Consider the following 23,821-nt stretch of genomic DNA (forward strand, 5'->3'; position numbering starts at 1 on the left):
ACAAAATTCGACGATGAAATTACGGTTTTTTTTGCTCATTGTAATATGAACGGAGTAATATGAACGGACTGGCTTGTTCTATCCAGCAACGTCTAAAATGCCCTTGTTAATTGCGATTCTTCTGTACTTCTCAACAAATCGGTATCGAAATAAAACCAGTAATTTAGAAAATAGAATGTAAGAAAACAGAAAACTTGCAGTATCTTTCACAAACAATCTTTGTGATAACATGAATATGCATAATGATAAGCAGCAAGTTGGAGCTTGTCACAGATTATGCACGAAGTCTTTTTTCTGTTATCGATTTCTTTTTGACCCAACTTGCGCCCCCCAACTTCGGTTGGGGGTTTTTATGTCTAATAGTTGACATGAAGCAGCCGTGTCTAACAGACAATGCGTGGATGAGTGACCGTTGATAGGCGGAGAAAGGGAAGATAGCCAGGCAGACGGAATGATCTACACGTAGGGTTCTGCCTCAATATCATCTGTATTCTTAGGATCAAACAAAGAGCTCAACTAACTGCCCCTCATCTAGGACTTTGACATGTTACCTTCAGATCTCAAATAGATCATCGGATCCTTGCACTTCGTTCCTGAGAAATCTTCAGAAGTTAAACCAATCTTATCGTATGTAAAGCTATCGCCACTACTATTTTCCCAGGTTCAGACTACTGTTATGAATAATATAGAAAAAAAGGGGGGTGTTCATTTGCGACAAGCCATTTGGTCGGCTACTGATATAATTAAATCAATGAATAATTCTAATCAAATGACGAGGTGAGAGTGGATGTTGGGTAAAGAGATTATTGAGAATATAAAAAATGAAATGGAAAATAAAATTTCTAACTTCAAAGATGAACTGAAAGAAAATTTCCTTCCGATGAAAATGGAGGACCGCGTTCAATTTTTGAACTCAATTATTCAGGAAAGTAGTATCACACCAACTTCAGACTTCTATTCTTCAAAGGTGTTAGTGGAGTTCAGTTATTTTATATGTTCAATGCCTTTTGAATCAAAGCAAGATGAGCATGTAGATAGGATGAAACTTAAAGAGAATCTATCGGAACTTGTTAATGAAACTGTGAGTTATTATCAGTGGTTAGCGTTATCAAGTTCCCAAGATTATTTTGTAGATCATCTGAATTATGAATACGTGGAAGCGGAACAGTATATAGAATACTTTTCATATTTTAAAAAGGAATTGAATGAATATATAGGGGCACCATGGGGGTTAAAATTTATAAAAACAGTAATTGCTTCTTGTGTAACTTTCCGTTTTGTTGAGGATGAAGTCTTTCCTGATTTTTTAACTTTAGGAGTTCCCATATCCCAGTTAGAGTTGTTATTTCCAGGTATAAAAGACATGATGTTCTCTTCAGAAGAATTCTACACGTATTGTTCTAATGTGGAGTATCCCGGTGATATTGACTCGGTTTTACTTCTTAAGCCTATTCCTTTGATTGTTAATAATGACGTTGTGTTTATGCCGGCGTCAACAAACATTGTTGATTATGTATTTAATGGGTTGAGACGGTTTTTCAAAGGAAATAATAAGAAAAGACAGAAATTTGATCATAAGCACGAACGCTATTTTTCTGAAATTATTAATAATGAAACTTTGAAAAACAGTTCATCCAATGCAATCAATCTTATCCAAAATTTTTATACGGTCACAAATGGTGGTGAGCATGATTTTATGCTTTTTTGGAATGAGTATGCATTTGTGATTGAAATGAAAAATGCTGACATTAAATTTGATAGTGCATCTGAAGATCAACCAGCAAAAGTGCTTAAGAACAAGTATATTCAGAATATAGGTAAAGCAAACCGTCAATTAAGTAGTGCGCTGATAGATTTGAAAGAGAAAAGAAAATATTATTTGAATCAGAATTGTGAGGGAGATGGACAATTAATTCCATCAAATATAAAAAAATTTAATAAGTTGATTGTTACTGGTAAAAATGTACAATCTTTAGCTCACGAGCAGAAAAAATATCAAGAAGAGGAACAGTTGAATGTTGTAATGAGTATGTTTGATTTTCAAGTTATTTTTTCTTGGATATTAGTGCATCGAACGCCTGAATTTTTCAATGACTACATAAATTGGCGATCCGATTCAGACACTCTAAATGGGATTGAAGAAATGTCGATGGATGAAATTGGATTATTTCATTATTATGTTGAAAATGGAGGTATAATTCGTCCTGGAGCTAAAATTGTGATTTCTGATAACGATGGTGGACAAATTTTAGAATGGTATAAACAGGCGAATAGTGTTGAGAAGATTTTGGAGCCTTTTAATTTTAACGCTTTATTCGTCAATGAAATCATATCTGATTTTGATGAAATAAAATGAATGAAAGAGAAGTGATCCCTTGGCATTAGATAACAACAAGCAAAAAAAGATGCAGCAACTAGACGAACGTGATGCAATTGAAGAAGAAATGAATTGGCTATTTCGAAGTGTTGTGAATTCAATTAGATTATTTGGCCACGTTATTGCTGTTTCGAATTATGCCAAAGAAAACGCTTTACGGAAATACGGTGATTATTTTGGCTTTTCCCAACAGGTAATGCAAAAGCAATTGTTGTTAGAACTTGCAAAGTTATATGTAAAGAATAGAGATTCGCATACTTTACCAAGGTTAGTCGAACGCTCTCTAAAGTTCCTAACTAAAAAGAATTTTAAAAACTATAAACTGATACCGAATGAAAACAGAAGCTTAGATGAATTGAAGCAACAACTACTCGACCTTCATAAAGAATTAGAGAAACTAGGAACACCAATTAATAATTTGAAGAAGGTGCGTGATAATATATTAGCTCACAATGATAAAAGTATATCAAATGCACTGGAGAGCATTGCTTTTCAGCATCAAAATCCGATAACTGCAAAAGAAGTTAAGCGATTGGTTGAATTTGGTGAAGAAATAATTAACACACTTAGCATTGTATTGTTCAATAAGGAGCTCAAGTTAATACGAAAAGATTATAATCAGGAAATTAAAAGGTTGGTTGAGGATATAAATGGTGATTGAGTTTTGTTTGTTAAATAAAGTAATTTCGTTAGCAATGACAAACGAGGAGTACACACATGACAACTATTGAACCAGATGCTTACGATTGGTGAAACAAAGCATGTACGCGATACGAGAAAAAGTTTCATAAAAAAATTGCCAATGTGTAATACTCATCTCGATCAAATAACAATCAACAGAGGTTGTATCACTAAGAAATGAGCATGGTTGTTCTATCACATCATTTTCTTCATGACCAAGCCATCCACTGAAATGTATGTAGATGGGATGATGTTTAAAAAAGAGGAGAAGCCGGTGCCTGTTCAGGTTCTGGCTTCTCTCTTTGGTATAATGAGTGAACAGACAATGATTACCTTTCAGGGAGAAGGGCATGCAAGCGATATTCGACGAAATATTGGACAATGTATTGAAGCGAGTCTATAGAGTGACTTTTTATAATGCCGAAACAGGTGTGGCCACAATTGATAAAGAGAGTGGCGAATACCAGTATTCCGGTTATGAAGATGAGACATTCACAAATCTATCGCCTGATAAAATTAAGAAAATAATTCTTGCTGTTTTCGAGAATGATAGTAAAGACAGAGAAAAGCATTTTACAATTGGTCAACCTCGGAAGTCGGAAATAAATGGATGCCCTTTTTTCTTTGTCTCGTTTACTAAAGTTCAAGATGATGATGAGATGTTAAAATACGCGATTAACTATGATCCAAGCCGCGATGATAGCTCTGCTTGGATTGATCGTACAACGGGGCTTTTCGGATACGAGGGGACTAATATTGCGTTTTACCAGAAACTTTGGCTGGAAGATGTTATCCGAACGCAAGCATATCACTACGGGGAAGCCGGAACGCACTTTGCCATAGGGTGTGGTTAGTTGAAAGAGTCGTAGGAATTATAAAGGAAAAGAGCCGCGCCTTGTGCGTGGCTCTTTTTGCAACGCCAAACTTTTAAATGAATTTTTACACAAGAGGCCATCAAGCGTATAATATCCCTTATAATTGTTCTTTTTAGAGAAGAAAGTACACACTTAATTTATACGAAAATCATCGTAGTTTATTGAGGAAAAAGGGGAGCACGCGGACCAATGGCCAGCATTTCAGAAGAGCAACGAGAATTAGCCTTTGAAGACCAATTAATTGCTTACATGCAGCAAATGGGTGGAACCAAGCAATGGCAATACGTACCAGAAATAAAGACAACCGAGCAACTTTGGGAAAACTTCAAAAAGATTTTGGAACAAAATAACCAAAAGCTTTCTCGCCCGCTTTCTGAACAAGAATTTAAGCAAGTAAAACAAACTATTATACGAAATAAGACGCCCTATCAAGCTGGTCAATTCTTATATGGGTCGAACGGTGTTTCTCAAGTCGAAGTGGACTTGGACAATGATGAAGGACATGTCTTTTTAGACGTTTTTGATTCATCACAAATTGGTGCTGGCAATACCGTCTACCAAATTGTGAACCAAATTCAACGGCCAGCAGTCAAGGCTGGACGTGAAAACCGTCGATTTGATACGACTTTGCTAATTAATGGTTTGCCAATCATTCAAATTGAAGAAAAAATCAATTCAAAACCTGCATCAGAAGCGTTGAACCAAATGGAAAAATACACGGAAGAAGGCCAATATTCCGACATTTTCTCAATGGTGCAGATTTTGATTGCGATGACTGAATCTGATATTCAGTATATGGCAGCGGCGACTGCTGACAAATTCAATAAAGATTTTGCCTTCCGATGGCAGCGTGAAGATGACAACTCTCGTGTGAACGACTGGAAGGAATTTACGAACGCCTTCCTGTCAATTCCTATGGCTCACCAGATGGCCACAAATTACATGGTCTTAGACGGTACTAAAGGACGTGAGATGCTTAAGGTCATGCGTTCGTATCAGGTCTATGCCACGAAACGCGTCCTTGAAAAAGTAGAGCGTCATCATTTTGGTATTGATGATCCGAAACTTGGTTATGTCTGGCATACGACAGGTTCTGGAAAAACAATCTCTTCTTTCAAAGCCGCCTGGTTGGCTTCTCGTAAACCAAATGTCGACAAAGTGATCTTCATGGTCGATCGAATTGCGTTGACCGACCAGACGACGTCACAATATACGGCTTTCGATCCTGATTCGACATCCGAAAGTCGTACATCGGTGGTTTCTGACACAGCTAACGTGAAGGATTTAAGAAAAAAACTCTTGTCTAAAGATGTGAAGGGGATCATCGTCACTTCTAACCAGAAGATGAACATCTTGGCTGAACGCTACGCTGACGAACGAGACAAATTCGACAAAAACATTCTCTTTGTGGTTGATGAAGCCCACCGTTCAACGGGTGGCGAAGGATTCGAAAAGGCTCGCAAGTTCTTCAAGAATGCCGCCTGGGTTGGCTACACTGGAACGCCAATGTTTGAAAAGAACCCCAGCACGAAGGACATCTTCGGGGATGTTCTCCATTCTTACACAATTCGGCAGGCTATCGCTGACCACAACGTCCTTGGCTTTAATGTTGAGTTCCGTACGACTTTGCCTGAGAAGACGGTGAAGGAAGAATACCTACCAAAGTATTATTCAGCCAAATATCCCGACTGGGACCAAAGCAAGATCCAAGAAAAAATTGACACGATGACGGCTGCTGATATCGATGAAGCGGTCGAACCGGATATATACGACAACAATGACCAGCACGTTCAGGAAGTTGTTTCCGAAATCTTGGAGCACTGGCAAAATCGTTCCGCGGATTACCGTTACAATGCTCTTTTCACGACCCATGCTTCGGGTACGAAGCCTTCCGTGCCTTTGGCCATGAAATATTATCGTGAATTCAAGAAGCAAAACACGGAAGATAATCCCAAGTTAAAGCGCAAACTGAACATTGCGATTACCTTCTCATTGAACACGACGAACAACGACAACATGAACGAGAATAACCGCGACCTGCGCGAAGCTATGGATGATTATTCGAAGATGTTCGGTGGCCGTTTTGGCGAAGACAACGTCGACGAATACACGGCCGATGTTGCTTCCCACCTGAATCGCTCGTCGGGGGATGGCAAGGTCTTGGATCTGGTCATCGTCATCGATCGGATGTTGACGGGATTCGATGCGCCTAAGATGAACACGCTTTACGTTGACCGTACCTTGAAGGGTGCTAACCTGATTCAGGCATACTCGCGGACGAACCGCATTGAGAACAACACGACCAAGCCGTACGGTTTGGTCATCAACTACCGTTGGCCAGAATTATCCAAGCAGGTGATGAATGAGGCATTGGCGCTTTATTCGAATAAGGATTCAGCAAATATTGATAATACGGTTGGTACTGAAAGCGGAGATGATACTGGGTCCGATGTTTTGGCCCACTCCTTCGAAGAAGTGCTTTCTGAAACGTCCGAAATTGTTGAGGAACTACGCGAGCTCACTTCAGAATTCCGAGATATTCCAAATGGCCTAAATGATCAGAAGGATATGCTGACTAAATTGCGCCAGTATAATCGCCATGTCAATCAGCTAAAGCAGTATACTGAATACGATTACGATCAGCCAGAAGCTTTGTTAGCGGATCTAGGCATGACGGAAGAACAGGAACGCACACTGACAGGTTCATTGAAGACCCAAGTGACAAAAGAAGTGGCGGAAAAGACGGGCGAAGATTACGACGTTCTCGATCTTGACCTGCAAATGACCCACATTTCTGATGTCAAAGTCGACTACGATTATCTAAAGGAATTGCTGGCTGACTTGGCCAACCAGATCCACGATGGCGAACACGAAAAGGCACAAAAGACTTACGAGGACATCAAGAAGCAAACGAAGCAGTTGGAGGATCAGAAGTACGCCAAGCGTATCGAACGCACGGCCTTTGGCTTGCACAGTGGCGAAATGCAAGCTGGCGAATACCCAGTACAGGCGGATGATGTTGATTCCTTGTTACAGGATTCAGAAAATGTGTCAAAACGTGCGCAAATCCGCCAATTCATCAACCAATGGGGACTGGATGCCAAGGTTGCCGAAATTCAAAAGGTCTTGGACGAGCACCAAAAGGGCAAGGACGATTTGAATACGATGGGGCAGTTGGACGATTTACGCCAAAACGGTCAGGCCAACTATGCTGAATTAGCAACCGATCCGGAAGTGAAGAGCTTGAAGAAAATTAAGTATCGAAACGCCTTTAGTACCGCCTTTACCAAGTTCGCAGATACCTTTGTGGACGAATATTAATGAGTTTTATGATTGAAGGAGACAACCATGTCTGAAGAAAAGAGTGCCCGGTCCATTACCAGCCAATTATGGGCAATGGCCAACGATCTTCGGGGGAACCTCGATGCCTCTGAGTTCCGAAATTATATTCTCGGATTCATGTTTTATCGTTATCTCTCAGAACACCAAGAACAATACTTAGTCAACGAAAACATCTTGGAACCAGAAGAAGGTGAAAGTGTTAACGACGCTTATCTTCGTGAAGCCAAAGGGGATGACCTGAACGATTACGTGGAAGATATTGCCCGTAACTTAGGTTATGCCATCGAACCGAACTTTACTTGGAAGACGATCGTGAACAAGGTTCACAATGGGGATATCAAGCCATCCGACTACCAAGACATGTTTGATGAATTCAATAAGAATGCGCAATTGAACAAGTCAGCTCAAGAGGATTTCTCTGAAATCTTTGCGGACATGAACTTTGGGAATTCTCGTCTGGGAAACACAACGGCAGCTCGTGCTAAGTCATTGGGTGCTGTTGTTGAATCTGTCGATACCTTCGATTATCAAGACGAAAATGGTCACGACATTTTGGGGGATGTCTACGAATATCTGATCGCGGAATTTGCTGGAAATTCCGGTAAGAAAGCAGGAGAATTCTACACGCCACACCAAGTGTCGAAAATTTTGGCTAAATTAGTCACCTTGAACGCCAAAGCCGATGGGCAGTTCTCTGTTTACGATCCGGCTATGGGATCTGGTTCGCTCTTGCTGACGGTGCAAGACCAATTGAAGAACGGGCATGAGAAGGGCCGCGTCTCTTTCGAAGGTCAGGAACTGAACACGACGACTTATAACCTGGCACGTATGAATTTGATGATGCACGGTGTGGATTATCAAAACATGGATTTGCGTAATGCGGATACTTTGGAAGATGATTGGCCATCTAGGGAAGAAAATGGCATCGCGCAACCGGTTACCTTCGACGCTGTTGTTGCGAACCCTCCTTATTCTGCTAAGTGGGACAACAACGATAATAAGATGAAGGACCCTCGTTTTAAGGACTACGGGAAATTGGCCCCCAAGACCAAGGCGGATTATGCCTTTGTCTTGCACGCTCTTTACCACTTGGATCGTGAAGGAACGATGGCTATTGTTTTGCCTCACGGGGTGCTCTTCCGTGGTGCAGCTGAAGGGATGATTCGCCAAGCCATCATCGAGAAGAACTATCTGGATGCCGTCATTGGTCTGCCAGAAGGTATCTTTTTCTCAACGGGCATTCCAACAGTCGTTTTGGTCTTCAAGAAGAACCGGACCAACAAAGATGTCTTCTTTATTGATGCCTCAAACGACTTCGAAAAAGGCAAGAAACAGAACATTTTGCGTGATGAAGATGTCGATAAAATCATCGATACTTACCAAAAACGTGAAGATGTCGACAAATATGCCCACGTCGCCAACCAAGATGAGATTCAAGAAAACGACTTCAACTTGAATATTCCCCGCTATGTAGACACGTTTGAAGAAGAAGCACCTGTCGATGCCGAAGCACTTCTTAAAGACATGCAAGAAATCGATTCTGAAATCGCTTCGCTCACCCAAAAAATTAATGAACAAATGGACAACCTTGTGGCTACAGATTCTGAAAGTCAGAAGACGCTTGACTTGATCAAGCAGGTGCTGAAATGAGTGATCCAAAAGCAAACAAAAAAATGGTCCCTGGCATTCGCTTCACTGGCTTTACGGACGATTGGGAACAGCGTAAGTTTGATAGTTTTGCTAGTAGAAACATGAAGACTAGGGAATCTACTTTAAATGTTGAATATGAAGATGTTGTTTCTGGGGCAGGAAAACTAGTACCTGACTATGAATTGAAGAGAAAGGACAGTAAAAGGGGAATTGCATTTTTTTCTGGTAATGTACTATTTGGGAAGCTACGTCCTTACCTAAAAAATTGGCTACTTGCTGACTTTTCAGGTGTTGCTGTGGGCGATTGGTGGGTTTTGAGTACGAAAGATATTAGCAGTTCTTTCTTATACTCCCTTGTTCAGTCGGATAAATATCAAACAACAGCCAATCAAACATCAGGTACAAAAATGCCTCGATCGGATTGGAAAACTGTGTCCCAAGAAGTGTTTAGCATTCCATCATATGATGAATCAGAGGTTATTGGAAAAATGATTTTGAATGCTGATCAACTCATTACTCTTCATCGGCGTAAATTGGATGAGTTGAATGACTATAAGAAGTTATTGCTGCAAAAACTTTTCCCAAAAAATGGCGAACAAAATCCTGAGTGGAGATTCGCTGGTTTTGCGGACGATTGGGAACAGCGTAAGTTGGGCGAGATTCTGAACGTAAAGAAATCAAAAGAGTATATTACCGAAAGTGAAATATCTGGGAAATATAAGGTAATTCAGCAGGGAGATAATCCAGTTGCTGGATATTCTGATAAAGAACCATTTACGGACTATAACGATGTTGTGTTGTTTGGCGATCATACTGTGTCTATATACCAACCAAAACATCCATTTTTACTGGCTACGGATGGTGTAAAGGTTCTAGAAGCTTTAAATTTATCTGGTAATTTTTTGTATGCGTTATTAGAGAAAAATAGACCCGAACAACAGGGATATAAACGGCATTTTTCTATTTTAAAAGGCGTGTCTGGAATTTACCCGCAAAAAAAAGAGGAATCTGTAGAGATTGGTAATCTATTTGATATGTTAAACCAAACAATTACTCTTCATCAACGTAAGCTTGAAAAGCTTGAGTTATTAAAGAAAGCGATGCTTCAAAAAATGTTTATATAAAACCGAAAATGGTTTGAAATATGTAGACTGTTTTTCAATTTGATTTCCATGATTTTTCAGAATATTTTTTTAGTATTCAATAACTGAATTTGTTTTCATAGTACTGAATTTAATAGAATAATCTAAATATAGAACTGATAGTACTCATTATCGGTTCTTTTTTTGTGCTGTTTGGGAACAGCGTAAGTTGGGAAGTTTAGGTGAAGTGCTTACCGGGAATACTCCACCAACCTCCGATAAGAGTGACTGGGTCGATGGAACAGCCGGAAGGGTTTGGATAACACCTTCGGATATCTCATCTTTAAAAACAAATAATTCTTTACGTCATTTAAGTAATCAAGGATGGGAAAAAGCACGTATTCTGCCTGCAAATTCTGTACTGATCACTAGCATTGCCTCTATTGGGAAAAATACGATTAATGAAGTACCTGCAGCATTTAATCAACAGATAAATGCTATAATTCCAAAACATAATGATTCGTATTTTATATTATCGTCAATGCTGAAAAATACTGCTAAATTTAAAGCCCTTGCAGGGCAAACAGCTACGGCAATTATCAATAAGTCTGCGTTTGAAAAATTTTGCATTGATGTGCCTAGTGTGGAAGAGCAAGAACGAATTGCTTTAATTATTAAGAATATTGATGATACTATTACTCTTCATCAGTAGTCTGAAGATAGAACAAAAGAGATTCATACAAATATCAACGGAATGTATTAATAAATAAAATTAAGATTTATATTACGTTATGTTCTAAATAATAATCGATCATATTGCTCTTTATTCTTTATTGACTAGTTGACTCTTGGGAACAGCGTAAGTTAGTACAGTTATTTAATAAAGGCGGTTCTGGTGGAACGCCAAGAGCTGCGCAAAAAGAATATTATGAGGGGAACATTCCATTTCTTAGTATTTCTGATTTAACAAAGTCAGGAAATTTTATCTATGAAACTGAGAAACATATTAGCGAAAAGGGGCTTATTAATTCTGCTGCGTGGAAGGTTCCTGCTGGAAGCGTTAGTTTAGCAATGTATGCTTCTGTTGGAAAGGTTGCAATACTAAAGATAAACTCAGCAACGTCGCAGGCTTTTTATAATATGGTTTTTGATGACCCAACGATTCGCGATTTTGTTTTCCAAAATTTGAAAAAGGCTAATTTTAATAAGGAATGGGATCGACTAGTTTCTACGGGTACTCAATCTAATTTAAATGCTAAAAAAGTGAAAGGGTACATTCTTTTTAAACCTAATGACGTCCTTGAAATGAAGCAGCTAAATAGACTGCTTAATAGATTAGATAATATTATTACTCTTCATCAGTAATAGAATTGCTTTCCTAAGTTGTATCGGAGTTATTTAGAACGCGAATATGGTCTGCCCTAATTAACCATAAATAATGACGGGTCGAGAAATATGTAGTATATTTACTTCAGAAGAACTGACGCGTTGAATAATTTATCAAATGACAGCCGTTATGCTGTTAATCGAAGGGAGAATCGCAACGATGGCTGAATACACTGCTTTACAAGTTACTAATTGGTTCCGAGCTACGAATTATGCGGACATGCAGCATAAGGAAATGGTCGAGCCACTTTCTCAGATGAAGGTAATGAAACTGCTTTATTATGCACAGGGGGTCATGTTAGCAGCTTATGATCGCAAGCTGTTTTCCGATGATATTGTTTGCTGGAAGTACGGTCCGGCAGTTGAAAGCGTGCATGCTAAGTATAAGGGCCAAAAGGAGATTGTTCCTTTTGATAGTGGACGTACACTGAGCGATACAGATTTGGATGATTTTCAATTGGTCGCTAAAGATGACGATGCTGTATCTGTACTATCTGCGGTTATGGTGCAATATGGCGACAAGAGTGCAATTGATCTCATGAACATGACGCATCACGAGACGCCATGGAAGGAAACAAAACAAAGCTCGGTGATTAGTCCACGACTCATTAAAGATTATTTTAATAAGCACATTCTTGCTTAAAAGTGAGGAAAAGTGATGACGAAAAAGATTGAGCTTAGTGGAAAGAAAACGAACGACTCCTCCAAGGTTCTGATTAATCAACGAGTTACTCACAGCGAGCGAATAGTATTTAATTTTTCCTTTCTAACGAGTGATAAGAAATATAACTTTACTAAATTAGAGAAAGGTCTTTATAAGCCCTTGTTTCATTCGATTGAAAAGTTGTCTTCTGAACATTTGATTTACATCTTGAATCGATCAAAAGAACAAGGGGTCGAATTCATTGATGAATTAAAACATTCAATCACACTCACAGAATTTTCCAACACTGAGCGTGAAAGGGAATGTGATGATAAGTTTTGTGTTGTACGTATAAGCGATAAGGGGCGGCTGATCGGTAAGATGAATGGTAATTTGTTTTATGTTCTAGCTGTGGACACGAAATTTGACTTGTATGATCATTAAAAAACGCTTGGTTTATGAACCAGGCGTTTTTTGCTTGCCATCAATCAGCTTAGACCGGATAAAGATCGCATGACCAGATCGACGTCTTGATTTTCGAGCTCTTGGATGATGTGCAAGTAAGTCTTTTGGGTGGTGGTCATGGAAGCGTGACCGAGCCTGCGGGCCACACTGGCAATCGAAACACCTGCGAATAATAAGAGTGATGCGTGCGTATGACGAAGACCATGAATGGAGATGGTTGGCACGCCGGCTTTTTCACAGTGACGACTGAGTAAGTTGTTAACGGTGGAATTATAAATTTTGTTTTGATTTTGAACAAAGATCGGTTCGTTTTCGGGAAGGTTTTTGACAAGCTCGGAGAACTGAATGACAGTTTGCCAGTCGATTTGGATTTTGCGAACAGACGATTGGTTTTTAGTGGGCAGAAATCCGCCATCTTCTTTGTAGTTCCAGGTTTTATCAATCGTCAGCATTTGATGAGCAAAATCGAAATCATTTGGTGTGAGAGCGAGTGCTTCAGAAAAACGCATGCCAGTTTTCGCGATGAGCAAGATAAACCAATCCCAGTTAACATCTGTGCTGAGGTCAAGCTCGGTAAGTAACGTATGTAGTTCAAATTGGTTAAGATACTTTGGTTTTTTGGGCCGTGGGGTGCGACCTTTAATAATCGCTTTTCGAGTAGGATCACGCTCGATTAACCCGTCATCGACAGCGTCAAGAATAGCGCCCTTTAACTGATGATGAAAATCCATAACAGTTTGTCGTTCGTGGCCATCAGCGTAATCGTTTAGTAATTGCTGATACGTGATCCGGGTGAGATCGCCCACTTTCAATTTGAGAGCGAGCTTAATTACCCATTGGTGCGTCATCAGGTATTTGTTCATGGTGACTTTGCGGATGGCGCCTTCTTTATACATGGTAATCCAGCGTTTGTAGTAACGATGGAAGAGTTCATCGGGATTAGGATGTGGCATGGGTTGGAGTGTCCTTTCATCATTTAGTAGCATTTGGCTCTATTTATAGGATAATGGAGGAATGCTAAATAACTTATGAAGGAATGGAATGAATAGAATGGAGGATGAAAAATGTTTTTATTCGTAAAGAATTCATATGACTTTGTTAAAAGTCTGATTAAAAGTTTGATTGAAAAATTGATTGGGAAATTAGTGAGCTACTTTGCTGCAAAATTAACGGAAAAAGATATAAAAAGGCAAGCAATCGCATATGCGAGAAAAGGATCGGCGCAACAATTACAAGAGTGGATCGACAATTCTAAGAAAATAAGTAAAAAAATTGAATTTATTCTAAAGGTGAACGCAGGTCTTCAGAAAATGATTGGTATTTTTGAAAGATATTGTCATAACGATAATATGAAAAATTTATTGAATAAATTTTATATACTTTGTATTTGTATGGCAGGGTATTATGATCTGCTGTATAAAATTGCGATGCAACAAGTAAAAACACGCGAATTAGCTAAGGAAATATATCAAGAATGCTATGGAAGAATAGGTTTAGTAAGAAATTAGTGGCTCGCCTTATTAGTACTATCAATACCCAATTAATCTTACTTATTCCCCCTCGCTTTTTATTTCATTTCCTGCTGAAGTAAATAGCAATTTTGGATTTGAAAATCGGTTATAATTTGAGTAGATAAACCGAAGTGAAGAACGGAGGTCGAGAGGTGAAAACCTTTGAACTGAAGTTTTCTGATCCAGCCCTTGGTGATGTGATGATGGGACGAGAGACTTACGACCAGCAGGTGCGCCCGAAAGTTAATTCGCAGATTCTGAATGGCGAATTAGTGATCCGCTTTCCTGAACACATCACGATAATTGGTGATTCCTTTATCCGTGGATTTGCTCGGCCGCTGATTGATGTGATTGGATTGGATGGCGTACGAAGCCGTGTACATTTTGTGACTTTACGAGACCGGCTAACGAAGGAGCTGTATGTTGGCTTAGTATAGCGTGTCTGGCCGACCGTCTTCTTCCTTTCCCCAACCAAAAAAAGACCGCCCTTCACAGGCGGTCTTTTCATTTGCGATTTTAATCATCATTCTTATGTTCTAATCGGCGAATCACTTGTTTGGCATCCTGTTCGATTTTACCGACTTCTTCTTCCACCTTTTCGATTTCGTCAGGCATGGCGAAGCGGTTGATCGCAATGGCGAAAAGGACCCCGATGAAGACGTCCATGACCCGTAAAAGCACGTAGACGATCGTGGCGTCTAAGGGGATGGTCAAAGCGATCATGAGAAAGGCGGCCATCCCGCCGACAATGCCAGTGTTGTAGTTGATCTTGTCGTGGATGATGATGCCGGCCATGACCAAGACAGGTACGAAGACGATCGTCAGCCAGTTGGCGTTGTGGCTGTATTCGCGGACCAGGTAGAAGACGACGGCTAGAGCACCACCGATGGCGTTTGAGACCAGCCGAATCTTGGCAAAGGAGATGGTATCATCCCAGCTATCGCGAAGAGCGAAGACGGCGGCAGTGGCCGGCACGAAGGCCGGGCGGTCGATGAAGTGGTAGGCGATCATGATTAACATGACGGCCAGACCGGTTTTGAAGGTCCGAAGACCAATATGTACTTTAAAGAAATTCATGCTTATCCTAGAATAATATTTTTTAAAAGTGTAAGATGGCCATAGAGCCACACAAGTATAAAAGTATACACCGATTTTAGGAGGTTGTCATGGTAAATAACGAAGTCTTAAAGCAATTGCACGCCCACGAGTCCATTCGGGCCTTTAAAGAAAAGCCAGTTTCAGACGAAACGATGGATGCCGTTTTCTCTGCGGCCTTTGCTGGACCCAACATGCAAAACTACCAGCCCGTGACCTTTATTGAGATTACGGATCAGGCTTTGAAGCAAAAGATCACCGACACGGTCCACATGGGCTACATCGCTTCGGCCCCACGCTTCTACGTGGCCTGTGTTGATTGGAACCGCGATTTGATTGGCCAATCCGATGAGAACAAGGCAATCATCGAAGACCGCATCCAACACTACCAGTTCTTAGAAGGTGGGATTGTTTCGGCTTCGATCACTTTGGGACGTGCCCAAGTGGCTGCTGAATCCCTTGGTTTGGGAACGGTTACCATGGCCGGTGTCATGGGCGCTTTTGAACTTTACGAAGCTGAATTGGACTTGCCAAAGTACGTCAAGCCAATCATGGGCTTCTCCGTTGGCTACCCTGACCAGAACCCTGGAGTAAAGCCAAAGTTGCCATTGTCCGGATCCGTGATGGCTGGCAAGTACGACGAGAAGAAAGTCGAAGCAGCCGTCAACGAATACGATCAGACCATGGCCGACTACTATGGAAAGCGCGACATGGATACCAATTGGACCAAGCACAACGCCAAGTTGTTCAAGATGATTCCAGCAGACCCTCGTTTGTCCAAATACCCCATGTCAAAGGGCTTGAACTTGAAGTAAAGCATTAAAAAAGACCGTCGTTGAACGGTCTTTTTTAATTGGCATTTAATCGGAGCTGGGGTATACTAGAGATAGTAATTAGCAGTCTTTATAAGAGAGTGCTAAATAAGATCTGGAGGTCCGATTCATGTTGAAACCATTGGAAGATCGGCTCGTTGTAGCCCTAGAAGAAGCTCATGAACAGCAGGTTGGCGGCATTGTGATTGCCCAGGCCAAAGAAGAACAGCCGGTATCGGGCAAGGTCGTCGCGGCCGGCCCCGGTCGCTTGGCTGAAAACGGCGACCGCTTAAAGATGACGGTTCAAGTAGGTGACCAAGTTCTCTTCGACAAGTTTGCCGGTCAGGCAATCGAGGTCGATGGACAGAACTACTTAGCCCTGCGTGAAAAAGATGTGATTGGGATTTTGGACTAGGAAAGTGGCAAAAAGTTCGACTCGGCTTGGCTGGACGAACGGACTTAGTCACAAGATGGAATAACAAGGAGATTGTATCATGGCAAAAGAACTCAAATTCTCTGAAGATGCCCGCAGTAAGATGAAGCAAGGTGTTGACAAATTGGCCAATACGGTCAAAACGACGATTGGACCAAAGGGACGCAACGTCGTCTTGGAGGAATCTTACGGTTCGCCAACGATTACAAACGACGGGGTGACGATCGCCAAGGCCATCGAGTTGGAAGACCACTTTGAAAACATGGGGGCCAAGTTGGTCGCCGAAGTGGCTTCCAAGACCAACGATATTGCTGGTGACGGCACGACCACGGCTACGGTTTTGGCCCAAGCCATCGTTGGCGAAGGGCTGAAGAACGTGACGGCCGGGGCTAATCCAGTTGGTATTCGGACGGGAATCGAAAAGGCGACTGCGGCAGCTGTAAAAAAGCTACACGACATGTCCCACACGGTGTCAACCAAGGACGAAATCGCCCAGATCGCTTCCATTTCTGCTGCCAATGACGAAGTCGGGGCCTTGATCGCCGATGCCATGGAAAAGGTCGGAAACGACGGGGTCATTACGATTGAAGAATCCAAGGGGATTGAGACGACCTTAAAGGTGGTCGAAGGTATGTCCTTTGACCGCGGCTACATGTCCCAATACATGGTGACCGATAACGAAAAGATGGAAGCCAACCTGGATAACCCTTACATCCTGGTAACGGATAAGAAGATTGGCAATATCCAAGATATCCTGCCAGTCTTACAGGCCGTGGTTGAACAGGGCCGGGCCATGGTGATTATCGCAGACGATATCACGGGCGAAGCGCTGCCAACTTTGGTGTTGAATAAGATGCGTGGTACCTTTAACGTGGTGGCCGTTAAGGCACCTGGTTTTGGTGACCGGCGCAAGGCCATGCTGGAAGACATTGCGGTGTTGACTGGTGCGACCGTGATTACGGACGACCTTGGCTTGAACTTGAAGGATGTCACGGTTGAGCAACTTGGTTCAGCTAACAAAGTCAACATCAACCGCGATACCACAACGATTGTCGAAGGGGCTGGTGATAAGTCAGCGGTCGATCAGCGGGTGGACACGATTAAAAAGCAAATCGAAGAAACCACGTCATCCTTTGATAAGGAAAAGTTGCAGGAACGCCTGGCCAAAATGGCTGGTGGCGTGGCCGTGATCAATGTCGGTGCGGCAACGGAGACCGAATTGAAAGAACGCAAGTACCGGATTGAAGATGCCTTGAACGCCACGCGTGCGGCCGTCGAGGAAGGCTTTGTTGCGGGTGGTGGAACGGCCTTAGTCAACGCCATGCAAGCCGCTGCTGCAGTCGAGGCGACAGGCGACGTGGCCACAGGCGTTAAAACCGTTGTGTCCGCCTTGGAGGCGCCGGTACGACAAATTGCGGAAAACGCTGGCTTCGAAGGCTCCGTAATCCTAAACAAGCTGAAGGAAGAGCCAGAAGGTACGGGATACGATGCAAAGGCCGACCGCTTTGTCGACATGGTCGAAGCCGGAATCGTTGATCCAACCAAGGTGACGCGTTCGGCTTTGCAAAACGCGGCCTCGGTTGCCGCCTTGCTCTTGACGACGGAGGCGGTTGTGGCAGACAGCCCAAAGACAGCAGACGCCAATGCCGCTTCGATGGGTGGCGCAGCTGGAATGCCCGGAATGATGTAAGGCAGGAAACTGGTTTTATTTAGTAATGAATCAAGAAGCGGGTCAAGGCCCGCTTCTTTTTTAGGCGGAAAGCCGACCAGCCAGTTGGGCTTTGCTCGATTCGCCTGATTTCTTGTGCTAGAATACATCACATGGAGGGTTCTCATGACATTTTATTCCCTAGACTACTTAATTCATCAAAATAACCTGACCAATAAGGTTTACCTTACACTGTTGGTCGTCGCCCTTGTCGCAGTTAGCGTTGGGCTGACCGCCTCATTCCGCCACCGTTTCAACATGCGCTACCGAGACCTGACCATCATTGCTTTTTTGACCTTTCTTTTCTTTGGCGGGTTAACCTTTACTAACCTCCAAAACACGCAGGCGCAAAACTTGCAGCAAAACGAGATGGCCACCTTTGCTAAAGCCTACGCTTCTGACCAGAAGGTTAAAAAGTCGACCCTTGCCTTCAATTCGACGACCATGCAAGATGGGATGATTGCAAAGGAAGGCAAGTCCTTTTATCAAATCACGCTCTCAAAGGATCAAAAGTCTTATAGCCGAACGCAAGTCTATCTCATCAACAACCAAGTGGAGGTCGTGAAATAATGTCATTATACATGCCGATATTTTTAAAACTGGGGATTGGTCTGATTGTGATCATCATCCAGATCAATATTTTTGGTAAGGGGAACTTGGCGCCAACAAACGCCTTAGATCAGGTTCAAAACTACGTTCTTGGTGGTATCATCGGTGGTACGATTTACTCCGAAGCCATCACAGTCTTCCAGTTTATGATGGTTATGATCATCTGGACGCTTCTCGTGATGGTCTTGAAATTTGCAAAAGAGCACAATCGCTTTGCTAAAGTCATCTTGGATGGGAAACCCACCGTTTTAATTGACCGAGGGAAGGTCCGTGTCCATGCGGTAATGTCGGCTGGACAATCAGCGGCTGATTTGATGTTCAAGCTGCGGGAAAACGAAGTCTACGATATTTCCAAAGTTAAACGTGCTGTATTGGAGCAAAACGGGCAATTAACGGTCATCGAATACGGGGAAGATTCGCCTAAGTATCCAATTATCTACGATGGTCAACCCAATGATGACGTCTTATCAGCCATCGAAAAAGATGAGGAATGGTTGGATGAGCAAGTCGTTGCACTGGGCTATCATGGCATGGGTGACATCTTTGTCGGGGAGTACATCTCAGGCAAGTTGCGCTTGACCCCCTATGATGAGCAGAAAAAATAAAAAGAGTTCAAAAGGCTTTCCTACCAGAGATGGTGGGAAAGCCTTTTTAGTATTAGGTTGTTTTTTTGACCAGCGTTTGAATCGGGTCGGTTCCGATGATGACCTTGTCACAGATATCAAGGAAAAGTCCGTGTTCGACAACGCCGGTGATTGCCTTCAGGGTTTTCGCTAAGGCTTTTTTGTCATCGACCTGATCGATTCGCACATCGATAATGTTGTGGCCGGAATCCGTCTTGGCCCGTTCACTTTCGTTTTTCATGCGGAACTTGGGCCGCAAATTGAGCTCAGCTAGGGTGAGGTAAACTTGTTGCGCCCCAAATTCGATGACTTCAACTGGTAGGGGAAAGGTGCCAAGAAGATCGTGTGCTTTGCTTTGATCGACCACCCAGACGTTTTTCTTGGAGCGTAGGGCCACCACTTTTTCGTAGAGTAGCGCCGCCCCGCCTCCTTTGATCCCGTTGAGCTCGGGATCGACTTCATCAGCGCCATCGATGGTGACGTCAATAGCCGACACCTCGTCGATGTCTTTAACCGTCAAACCAAGTGACTGGGCTAGTTCGGCTGAGCGCTTGGAGGTGGCGACTCCTGTAATCTGCCAGTTTTGATCGTTGACCTTTGCAGCCAGGGCTTCGATGAAGACGGCGGCGGTGCTTCCAGTACCAAGACCAACGACCATACCGTCTTGAACTTCTTCAAGCGCTTTAAGTGCGGCGCGTGCTTTTTCTTCTTTTTGATGAGACATGCAGACCTCCTAATTCATCGCCATTGGTGCGAGCTTTAAAGCGATCTCTTCTTGCGTCGGAATGGCGGGGATGGCGCCTGGTCGAGAAACGGCGATGGCAGAGGCAGCCGAAGCTTTCTGCAAAGCGCGCTCGATGTTGCTAAAGTCCGCATCCAAGGTCGTGGCGATGGTGCCGATAAAGGTGTCACCGGCAGCAGTCGTGTCGTTGACCTCCACTTCGAAATTGTGCACGGGGCCGACGTGCTGACCAACGGCAAAAAAGGCGCCAGCTTCTCCGAGGGTAATGACTAACTGTTGGATTCCTAGTTGCTCTTGGTAAAGCGGGAGGCGATCCTTTAGTGTCTTGTAATCGGTTACTGCCGGCAAGTGGAGGAGGGAAGCCGCCTCGCTTTCATTTGGCACTAGGAGATCCGTGTTTTGCAAGATGGCGGATTCGATTCGATCAGTGACCGGCGCTGGGTTTAAAATCGTCATGGCACCAGCTTCTTTAGCAATTTCAAAGCCTTTTTTGATGACTGGTCGTGGCACCTCGAGTTGGGCAACGACGACGTCGGCTTTTTTGATAATGTCTCGGGCTTTTTCAACATCGTCTGCGGTCAAAAGCGCATTCGCCCCACCATGGACGAGAATCGTGTTATGCCCGTCTTCTTCTAACATGATGTAGGCGGTCCCGGTTGGCCCATCTTTTTCCTGAACGAAGCGGGTATCAATGCCTTCTTGTTCGAGCAGGTTTTTAAAGGTGCTGCCTTCTTTATCACGACCGACCGCACCGATAAAAGAAACCGCAGCACCCTGCCTTGCGGCTGCTACCGCCTGATTCGCGCCTTTTCCACCAAAGTTGCTTGACTTGTTTTGAATGGGCCTGGTCTCGCCTTCCTTTGGGAGTTGGTCAATCTTCATCAAGACGTCCACGTTTAAACTACCGATCACCACAATGTTTTTCATTGTAAGCTCCTCCTGGGTTTTCTTTTAGTTTAGGGAGGGGGAGCCCGCTTTTCATAGCCTTTTGGCAAAGGAGGTTGGTTTTTCGCCCAGACTGACTGAAAATTAGTAAAATACTCGTTTTTCCTTGACTTCTTTGCTTCACTACAAGTAACGAAGGTCGTTTTCTTTTTTGAGCAGAAGGAAACTCGGAAATGGCTTTCGCCAAAACAGTTCAAACAACGTGCGAACCAATACGAAAAAAGGATGGAAGAACCATGTTAATCGTTGTTAATCTCATGAGTATCGCTGTTTTTATTTTGCTGGCCTACGCCTTATCGAATGACCGAAAGCAGATCCGGTGGCGGTCGGTCTTCACCGTTTTAGGCCTCGAGTTCTTTTTGGCCTGGTTTTTTACGCAGTTTGCCGCTGGTCGAACCGTCGTCTTAGGGGCAGCCAATCTCTTTAACTGGTTGGTGTCGGCCTCGGTCAAGGGGATCGCTTTTGCCTTTCCGGAGTGGCTGACGTCAAACGATGGCGGGCCGAACTTTGTGACGGCGGCCTTACTGCCGATGCTCTTAGTGGTGCCGCTTTTTGACATTTTGACTTACGTTGGCTTTTTACCCTGGCTGATCAAATGGGCGGGGTTGGGCCTATCGAAGCTCACCGGGCAACCCAAGTTCGAAGCGTTCTTTTCAATCGAAATGATGTTTCTTGGCAATACGGACGTTTTGGCCGTTTCGAAGCGGCAGCTGCAGGTAATGTCTGCCCGAAGAAACATGACCTTGGCCCTGATGTCGATGTCTTGCGTGTCGGCGGCCATCATCGGGTCGTACACGCAGATGGTGCCTGGACAATACGTTTTGGCTGCCATTCCTTTGAATATCTTGGGGGCCATTGCGGTTTCGGCCATTTTGAATCCAACCCGGATTTCAAAAGAAGAAGACATCGTCGTCCAAGTGGGGGAAGAAAAAGAAAAGCGCGAGCCCTTCTTTTCCTTTTTAAGTGGCTCCATCTTGTCTGCTGGGAAACTGGTGTTGATGATCGCGGCAACGGTGATTGCCTTTGTCTCCCTTGGCGAGCTAATGAATCAGCTGCTTGGGATTTTGGGCCTGTCTTTTTTGACTCTTGAAAACATCTTTGGCGTTATCATGTTCCCCTTTGCCTGGCTTTTGGGCTTTTCCGTATCAGACGCCTTCCACTTGGCCCAGTACATGGGAACGAAGTTGGTCACCAATGAATTTGTGGTCATGGGTGAGATTTCAAAGGATATGCTGGCCCAAAAAGGGCTCTTTGCAAACGCGCATGCCCGGATTGTCTTGACTGTCTTTTTGACTTCCTTTGCTAATTTCGGAACAATCGGAATGATCATTGCCTGTTTTAAGGGTTTGGTGAGTCAAGCTAAAAACGACTACATTGCCAGTCGGGTGCCTCAGATGCTGCTCTCGGGTGTTTTGGTGTCGCTTTTATCGTCTGCCATGGCCGGGCTTTTTGTCTGGTAGCATGCAAAAAAGATTCCCCTGGCTCGATGTAGTCAGGGGAATCTTTTTTGGTTTTACATAAATTCTGCGAGGTCTTCTTGTGCGACAACGTAGTATCGCTTTCGCTCGAGCTTGGTGATGATTTTTCGAAGCACGGGGGAATCAGCGGTTAAGGGCAGGGTGAAGAGCACGGCCAAGGGACCTTGGTTTTGGACTTGAAGGGACAGAACCGATTCAATGTTCGTGTAACGGGTGATAATTCGAGCCATCCGTGATAGGTCGCCCCGGCGCTCGCGATCTTTGACCGCGATGGCCACGCCACCTTTGGCAAGGGACCAGGATTTGGACAAGAGGTCCATCAAGGCCGCATGCGTCAGAATCCCGACAAAGTGGTGGCCTTCGTCAACCACGGCGATATAGGGTAAGTCGCGAATGGCAAAGAAAAGTTGGTAAAAGTCGGCCTGCGTCGAGATGAACTTCGTTGAGTTGCGCATGATGGTGGTCGCCTTTTGGCTGAGATCACCACCGGCTGCCACGCATTCATAGACGTGTTGGCGGTAAATGTTTCCACGAAAGAGGTGGCCCGTTTGGTCGAGAATCGGGATGGTGCGCAGGTGCTTGCCCTCTTTTGCATGCTCGAAGATGTCGTAAGCATCTTTTATAGTCGAATCTTCGGTAATGGTCAACAAATCTTGTTTTTTAATAATGAGCGATTTTGGGAACATGAAAAACCTCTAATCATCTTGTTCTTTCCTATATCCTAGCATACTTTTGGCTAAAAACCTCTCCTTTCCATGTTAAGATTAAAGTACAAGACATTTTGGAGGGAAAAATCCATGAAATTCATCTTTGGTTTAGGAAATATCGGCAAGCAATATGATCAGACACGCCACAACATTGGCTTTATGGCCCTGGATCACTTTGCGCAAAGCCAAGGTGTCGATTTTGTGCCCACCAAGCTCTTTGCGACCGCTGCCAAATTGATGGTGGACGGTGAAACGGTTTGGTTGGTGAAGCCAACTACCTACATGAACGATTCCGGTCAATCCGTCCGGGCATTCCTAGACTTTTATGGCGGGGATGTCTCCGATATTTTGATTTTGCATGATGATTTAGATTCCGACTTTGGTAAGTTACGCTTTCGCGGCAAGGGCTCGGCTGGCGGCCACAATGGATTGAAATCCATTATTGCCCACACCGGGAGCCAAAATTTCTTGCGTTTAAAATTTGGTATTGCCCATCCCGAACACACCCATGAAGCGGTGATTAAGTACGTTTTGGGTAAGTTTTCAAAGGATGACTTGGCCATTTGGGATGAAAAATTCGAAAAGACCGATCAGGCCTTGTTGGACTGGATCAAAGGAGCGGATCAAGCGGCTTTGAGCAACCGCTATAACGGATAG

The 23,821-nt window shown here is 43.4% G+C and carries 22 protein-coding genes and 2 pseudogenes; 19 read left to right on the forward strand and 5 right to left on the reverse strand.

The window, feature by feature from the left end:
* The first annotated feature begins 787 nt into the window (after positions 1–787).
* The 10 genes and pseudogenes from G6R27_RS05955 to G6R27_RS06375 all read left to right on the forward strand — a co-directional run bounded on the left by G6R27_RS05955 (position 788) and on the right by G6R27_RS06375 (position 12,480).
* A complete protein-coding gene (locus G6R27_RS05955) occupies positions 788–2,356 on the forward strand; it encodes a hypothetical protein (RefSeq protein ID WP_213820161.1) in 1,569 nt (522 codons plus the stop codon).
* 19 nt (positions 2,357–2,375) lie between these two features.
* Complete coding sequence (locus tag G6R27_RS05960) at positions 2,376–3,038, forward strand: AbiU2 domain-containing protein (RefSeq protein WP_213820162.1); 663 nt, start codon at positions 2,376–2,378, stop codon at positions 3,036–3,038.
* A 370-nt stretch (positions 3,039–3,408) separates the two neighbouring features.
* On the forward strand, positions 3,409–3,912 hold the full coding sequence (locus tag G6R27_RS05965) for a hypothetical protein (RefSeq protein WP_213820163.1): 504 nt from the start codon (positions 3,409–3,411) through the stop codon (positions 3,910–3,912).
* A gap of 210 nt (positions 3,913–4,122) precedes the next feature.
* Positions 4,123–7,254, forward strand: a complete 3,132-nt coding sequence (locus tag G6R27_RS05970; RefSeq protein WP_230791206.1) for a type I restriction endonuclease subunit R — start codon at positions 4,123–4,125, stop codon at positions 7,252–7,254.
* 27 nt (positions 7,255–7,281) lie between these two features.
* Entirely contained in the window at positions 7,282–8,925 is a 1,644-nt protein-coding gene (locus tag G6R27_RS05975) for a type I restriction-modification system subunit M (protein WP_213820164.1), read from the forward strand.
* Complete coding sequence (locus tag G6R27_RS05980) at positions 8,922–10,049, forward strand: restriction endonuclease subunit S (RefSeq protein WP_213820165.1); 1,128 nt, start codon at positions 8,922–8,924, stop codon at positions 10,047–10,049. Before G6R27_RS05975 ends, G6R27_RS05980 begins: the two co-directional genes overlap by 4 nt.
* A 184-nt stretch (positions 10,050–10,233) precedes the next feature.
* Positions 10,234–10,719 (forward strand): annotated as a pseudogene (locus G6R27_RS05985) (restriction endonuclease subunit S); the annotation flags it as partial.
* A gap of 194 nt (positions 10,720–10,913) precedes the next feature.
* Positions 10,914–11,372 (forward strand): annotated as a pseudogene (locus tag G6R27_RS05990) (restriction endonuclease subunit S); the annotation flags it as partial.
* A gap of 181 nt (positions 11,373–11,553) precedes the next feature.
* Positions 11,554–12,036 carry a Panacea domain-containing protein gene (locus G6R27_RS05995; RefSeq protein WP_213820167.1) on the forward strand — a complete coding sequence of 161 codons (483 nt, stop codon included), beginning with the start codon at positions 11,554–11,556 and terminating at the stop codon, positions 12,034–12,036.
* A gap of 15 nt (positions 12,037–12,051) precedes the next feature.
* Positions 12,052–12,480: a hypothetical protein gene (locus tag G6R27_RS06375; RefSeq protein WP_230791204.1), complete on the forward strand. Its 429-nt coding sequence runs from the start codon at positions 12,052–12,054 to the stop codon at positions 12,478–12,480.
* Positions 12,481–12,524: 44 nt separating this feature from the next.
* Here G6R27_RS06375 and G6R27_RS06005 read toward each other — a convergent pair whose 3' ends face one another.
* Positions 12,525–13,454: a site-specific integrase gene (locus G6R27_RS06005; RefSeq protein WP_213820168.1), complete on the reverse strand. Its 930-nt coding sequence runs from the start codon at positions 13,452–13,454 to the stop codon at positions 12,525–12,527.
* Between the two features lie 111 nt (positions 13,455–13,565).
* Between G6R27_RS06005 and G6R27_RS06010 the strand changes: the two genes are divergently transcribed.
* Both G6R27_RS06010 and G6R27_RS06015 read left to right on the forward strand, forming a co-directional pair.
* Positions 13,566–14,009 carry a hypothetical protein gene (locus tag G6R27_RS06010; protein ID WP_213820169.1) on the forward strand — a complete coding sequence of 148 codons (444 nt, stop codon included), beginning with the start codon at positions 13,566–13,568 and terminating at the stop codon, positions 14,007–14,009.
* A gap of 155 nt (positions 14,010–14,164) precedes the next feature.
* Complete coding sequence (locus G6R27_RS06015) at positions 14,165–14,449, forward strand: hypothetical protein (protein ID WP_213820170.1); 285 nt, start codon at positions 14,165–14,167, stop codon at positions 14,447–14,449.
* A 79-nt stretch (positions 14,450–14,528) separates the two neighbouring features.
* On the opposite strand, the gene G6R27_RS06020 is transcribed toward G6R27_RS06015, so the two are convergent.
* The gene (locus G6R27_RS06020; RefSeq protein ID WP_213820171.1) at positions 14,529–15,089 is read right to left on the reverse strand and encodes an FUSC family protein; all 561 of its coding nucleotides are present in this window, start codon (positions 15,087–15,089) and stop codon (positions 14,529–14,531) included.
* An 89-nt stretch (positions 15,090–15,178) separates the two neighbouring features.
* Here G6R27_RS06020 and G6R27_RS06025 point away from each other — a divergent pair, with 89 nt between their 5' ends.
* From G6R27_RS06025 to G6R27_RS06045, 5 genes are all read left to right on the forward strand, one after another.
* On the forward strand, positions 15,179–15,922 hold the full coding sequence (locus tag G6R27_RS06025; RefSeq protein WP_213820172.1) for a nitroreductase family protein: 744 nt from the start codon (positions 15,179–15,181) through the stop codon (positions 15,920–15,922).
* A 127-nt stretch (positions 15,923–16,049) separates the two neighbouring features.
* Positions 16,050–16,334 carry a co-chaperone GroES gene (locus tag G6R27_RS06030; RefSeq protein WP_213820173.1) on the forward strand — a complete coding sequence of 95 codons (285 nt, stop codon included), beginning with the start codon at positions 16,050–16,052 and terminating at the stop codon, positions 16,332–16,334.
* A gap of 79 nt (positions 16,335–16,413) precedes the next feature.
* Positions 16,414–18,042, forward strand: coding sequence for a chaperonin GroEL (gene groL, locus G6R27_RS06035; protein ID WP_213820174.1), 1,629 nt, complete (start codon positions 16,414–16,416; stop codon positions 18,040–18,042).
* A 144-nt stretch (positions 18,043–18,186) separates the two neighbouring features.
* Entirely contained in the window at positions 18,187–18,630 is a 444-nt protein-coding gene (locus G6R27_RS06040) for a DUF3290 family protein (RefSeq protein ID WP_213820175.1), read from the forward strand.
* Complete coding sequence (locus G6R27_RS06045; protein ID WP_213820176.1) at positions 18,630–19,274, forward strand: DUF421 domain-containing protein; 645 nt, start codon at positions 18,630–18,632, stop codon at positions 19,272–19,274. Before G6R27_RS06040 ends, G6R27_RS06045 begins: the two co-directional genes overlap by 1 nt.
* Positions 19,275–19,326: 52 nt before the next feature.
* Here G6R27_RS06045 and rpiA read toward each other — a convergent pair whose 3' ends face one another.
* Both rpiA and rbsK read right to left on the reverse strand, forming a co-directional pair.
* Positions 19,327–20,016, reverse strand: a complete 690-nt coding sequence (gene rpiA / locus G6R27_RS06050; RefSeq protein WP_213820177.1) for a ribose-5-phosphate isomerase RpiA — start codon at positions 20,014–20,016, stop codon at positions 19,327–19,329.
* 9 nt (positions 20,017–20,025) lie between these two features.
* Complete coding sequence (gene rbsK / locus G6R27_RS06055; RefSeq protein ID WP_213820178.1) at positions 20,026–20,961, reverse strand: ribokinase; 936 nt, start codon at positions 20,959–20,961, stop codon at positions 20,026–20,028.
* A gap of 254 nt (positions 20,962–21,215) precedes the next feature.
* Here rbsK and G6R27_RS06060 point away from each other — a divergent pair, with 254 nt between their 5' ends.
* Entirely contained in the window at positions 21,216–22,439 is a 1,224-nt protein-coding gene (locus G6R27_RS06060) for a NupC/NupG family nucleoside CNT transporter (protein ID WP_213820179.1), read from the forward strand.
* A gap of 53 nt (positions 22,440–22,492) precedes the next feature.
* Here the strand turns inward: G6R27_RS06060 and cbpA are convergent, their stop codons facing one another.
* Positions 22,493–23,143: a cyclic di-AMP binding protein CbpA gene (cbpA, locus tag G6R27_RS06065; RefSeq protein WP_213820180.1), complete on the reverse strand. Its 651-nt coding sequence runs from the start codon at positions 23,141–23,143 to the stop codon at positions 22,493–22,495.
* 111 nt (positions 23,144–23,254) lie between these two features.
* Between cbpA and pth the strand changes: the two genes are divergently transcribed.
* Positions 23,255–23,821, forward strand: a complete 567-nt coding sequence (gene pth / locus G6R27_RS06070) for an aminoacyl-tRNA hydrolase (RefSeq protein WP_213820181.1) — start codon at positions 23,255–23,257, stop codon at positions 23,819–23,821.

This window comes from Fructobacillus papyriferae, assembly GCF_018437225.1.
GTDB lineage: Bacteria > Bacillota > Bacilli > Lactobacillales > Lactobacillaceae > Fructobacillus > Fructobacillus papyriferae.

Bases quoted from the DNA above. Each gene is read 5' to 3' on its own strand.
- G6R27_RS05955 (WP_213820161.1), top strand. From the start codon at position 788: ATGTTGGGTAAAGAGATTATTGAGAATATAAAAAATGAAATGGAAAAT.
- G6R27_RS05965 (WP_213820163.1), top strand. From the start codon at position 3,409: ATGCAAGCGATATTCGACGAAATATTGGACAATGTATTGAAGCGAGTC.
- G6R27_RS05970 (WP_230791206.1), top strand. From the start codon at position 4,123: ATGGCCAGCATTTCAGAAGAGCAACGAGAATTAGCCTTTGAAGACCAA.
- G6R27_RS05975 (WP_213820164.1), top strand. From the start codon at position 7,282: ATGTCTGAAGAAAAGAGTGCCCGGTCCATTACCAGCCAATTATGGGCA.
- G6R27_RS05980 (WP_213820165.1), top strand. From the start codon at position 8,922: ATGAGTGATCCAAAAGCAAACAAAAAAATGGTCCCTGGCATTCGCTTC.
- G6R27_RS05995 (WP_213820167.1), top strand. From the start codon at position 11,554: ATGGCTGAATACACTGCTTTACAAGTTACTAATTGGTTCCGAGCTACG.
- G6R27_RS06375 (WP_230791204.1), top strand. From the start codon at position 12,052: ATGACGAAAAAGATTGAGCTTAGTGGAAAGAAAACGAACGACTCCTCC.
- G6R27_RS06005 (WP_213820168.1), bottom strand. From the start codon at position 13,454: ATGCCACATCCTAATCCCGATGAACTCTTCCATCGTTACTACAAACGC.
- G6R27_RS06010 (WP_213820169.1), top strand. From the start codon at position 13,566: ATGTTTTTATTCGTAAAGAATTCATATGACTTTGTTAAAAGTCTGATT.
- G6R27_RS06020 (WP_213820171.1), bottom strand. From the start codon at position 15,089: ATGAATTTCTTTAAAGTACATATTGGTCTTCGGACCTTCAAAACCGGT.
- G6R27_RS06025 (WP_213820172.1), top strand. From the start codon at position 15,179: ATGGTAAATAACGAAGTCTTAAAGCAATTGCACGCCCACGAGTCCATT.
- G6R27_RS06030 (WP_213820173.1), top strand. From the start codon at position 16,050: ATGTTGAAACCATTGGAAGATCGGCTCGTTGTAGCCCTAGAAGAAGCT.
- groL (WP_213820174.1), top strand. From the start codon at position 16,414: ATGGCAAAAGAACTCAAATTCTCTGAAGATGCCCGCAGTAAGATGAAG.
- G6R27_RS06040 (WP_213820175.1), top strand. From the start codon at position 18,187: ATGACATTTTATTCCCTAGACTACTTAATTCATCAAAATAACCTGACC.
- G6R27_RS06045 (WP_213820176.1), top strand. From the start codon at position 18,630: ATGTCATTATACATGCCGATATTTTTAAAACTGGGGATTGGTCTGATT.
- rpiA (WP_213820177.1), bottom strand. From the start codon at position 20,016: ATGTCTCATCAAAAAGAAGAAAAAGCACGCGCCGCACTTAAAGCGCTT.
- rbsK (WP_213820178.1), bottom strand. From the start codon at position 20,961: ATGAAAAACATTGTGGTGATCGGTAGTTTAAACGTGGACGTCTTGATG.
- G6R27_RS06060 (WP_213820179.1), top strand. From the start codon at position 21,216: ATGTTAATCGTTGTTAATCTCATGAGTATCGCTGTTTTTATTTTGCTG.
- cbpA (WP_213820180.1), bottom strand. From the start codon at position 23,143: ATGTTCCCAAAATCGCTCATTATTAAAAAACAAGATTTGTTGACCATT.
- pth (WP_213820181.1), top strand. From the start codon at position 23,255: ATGAAATTCATCTTTGGTTTAGGAAATATCGGCAAGCAATATGATCAG.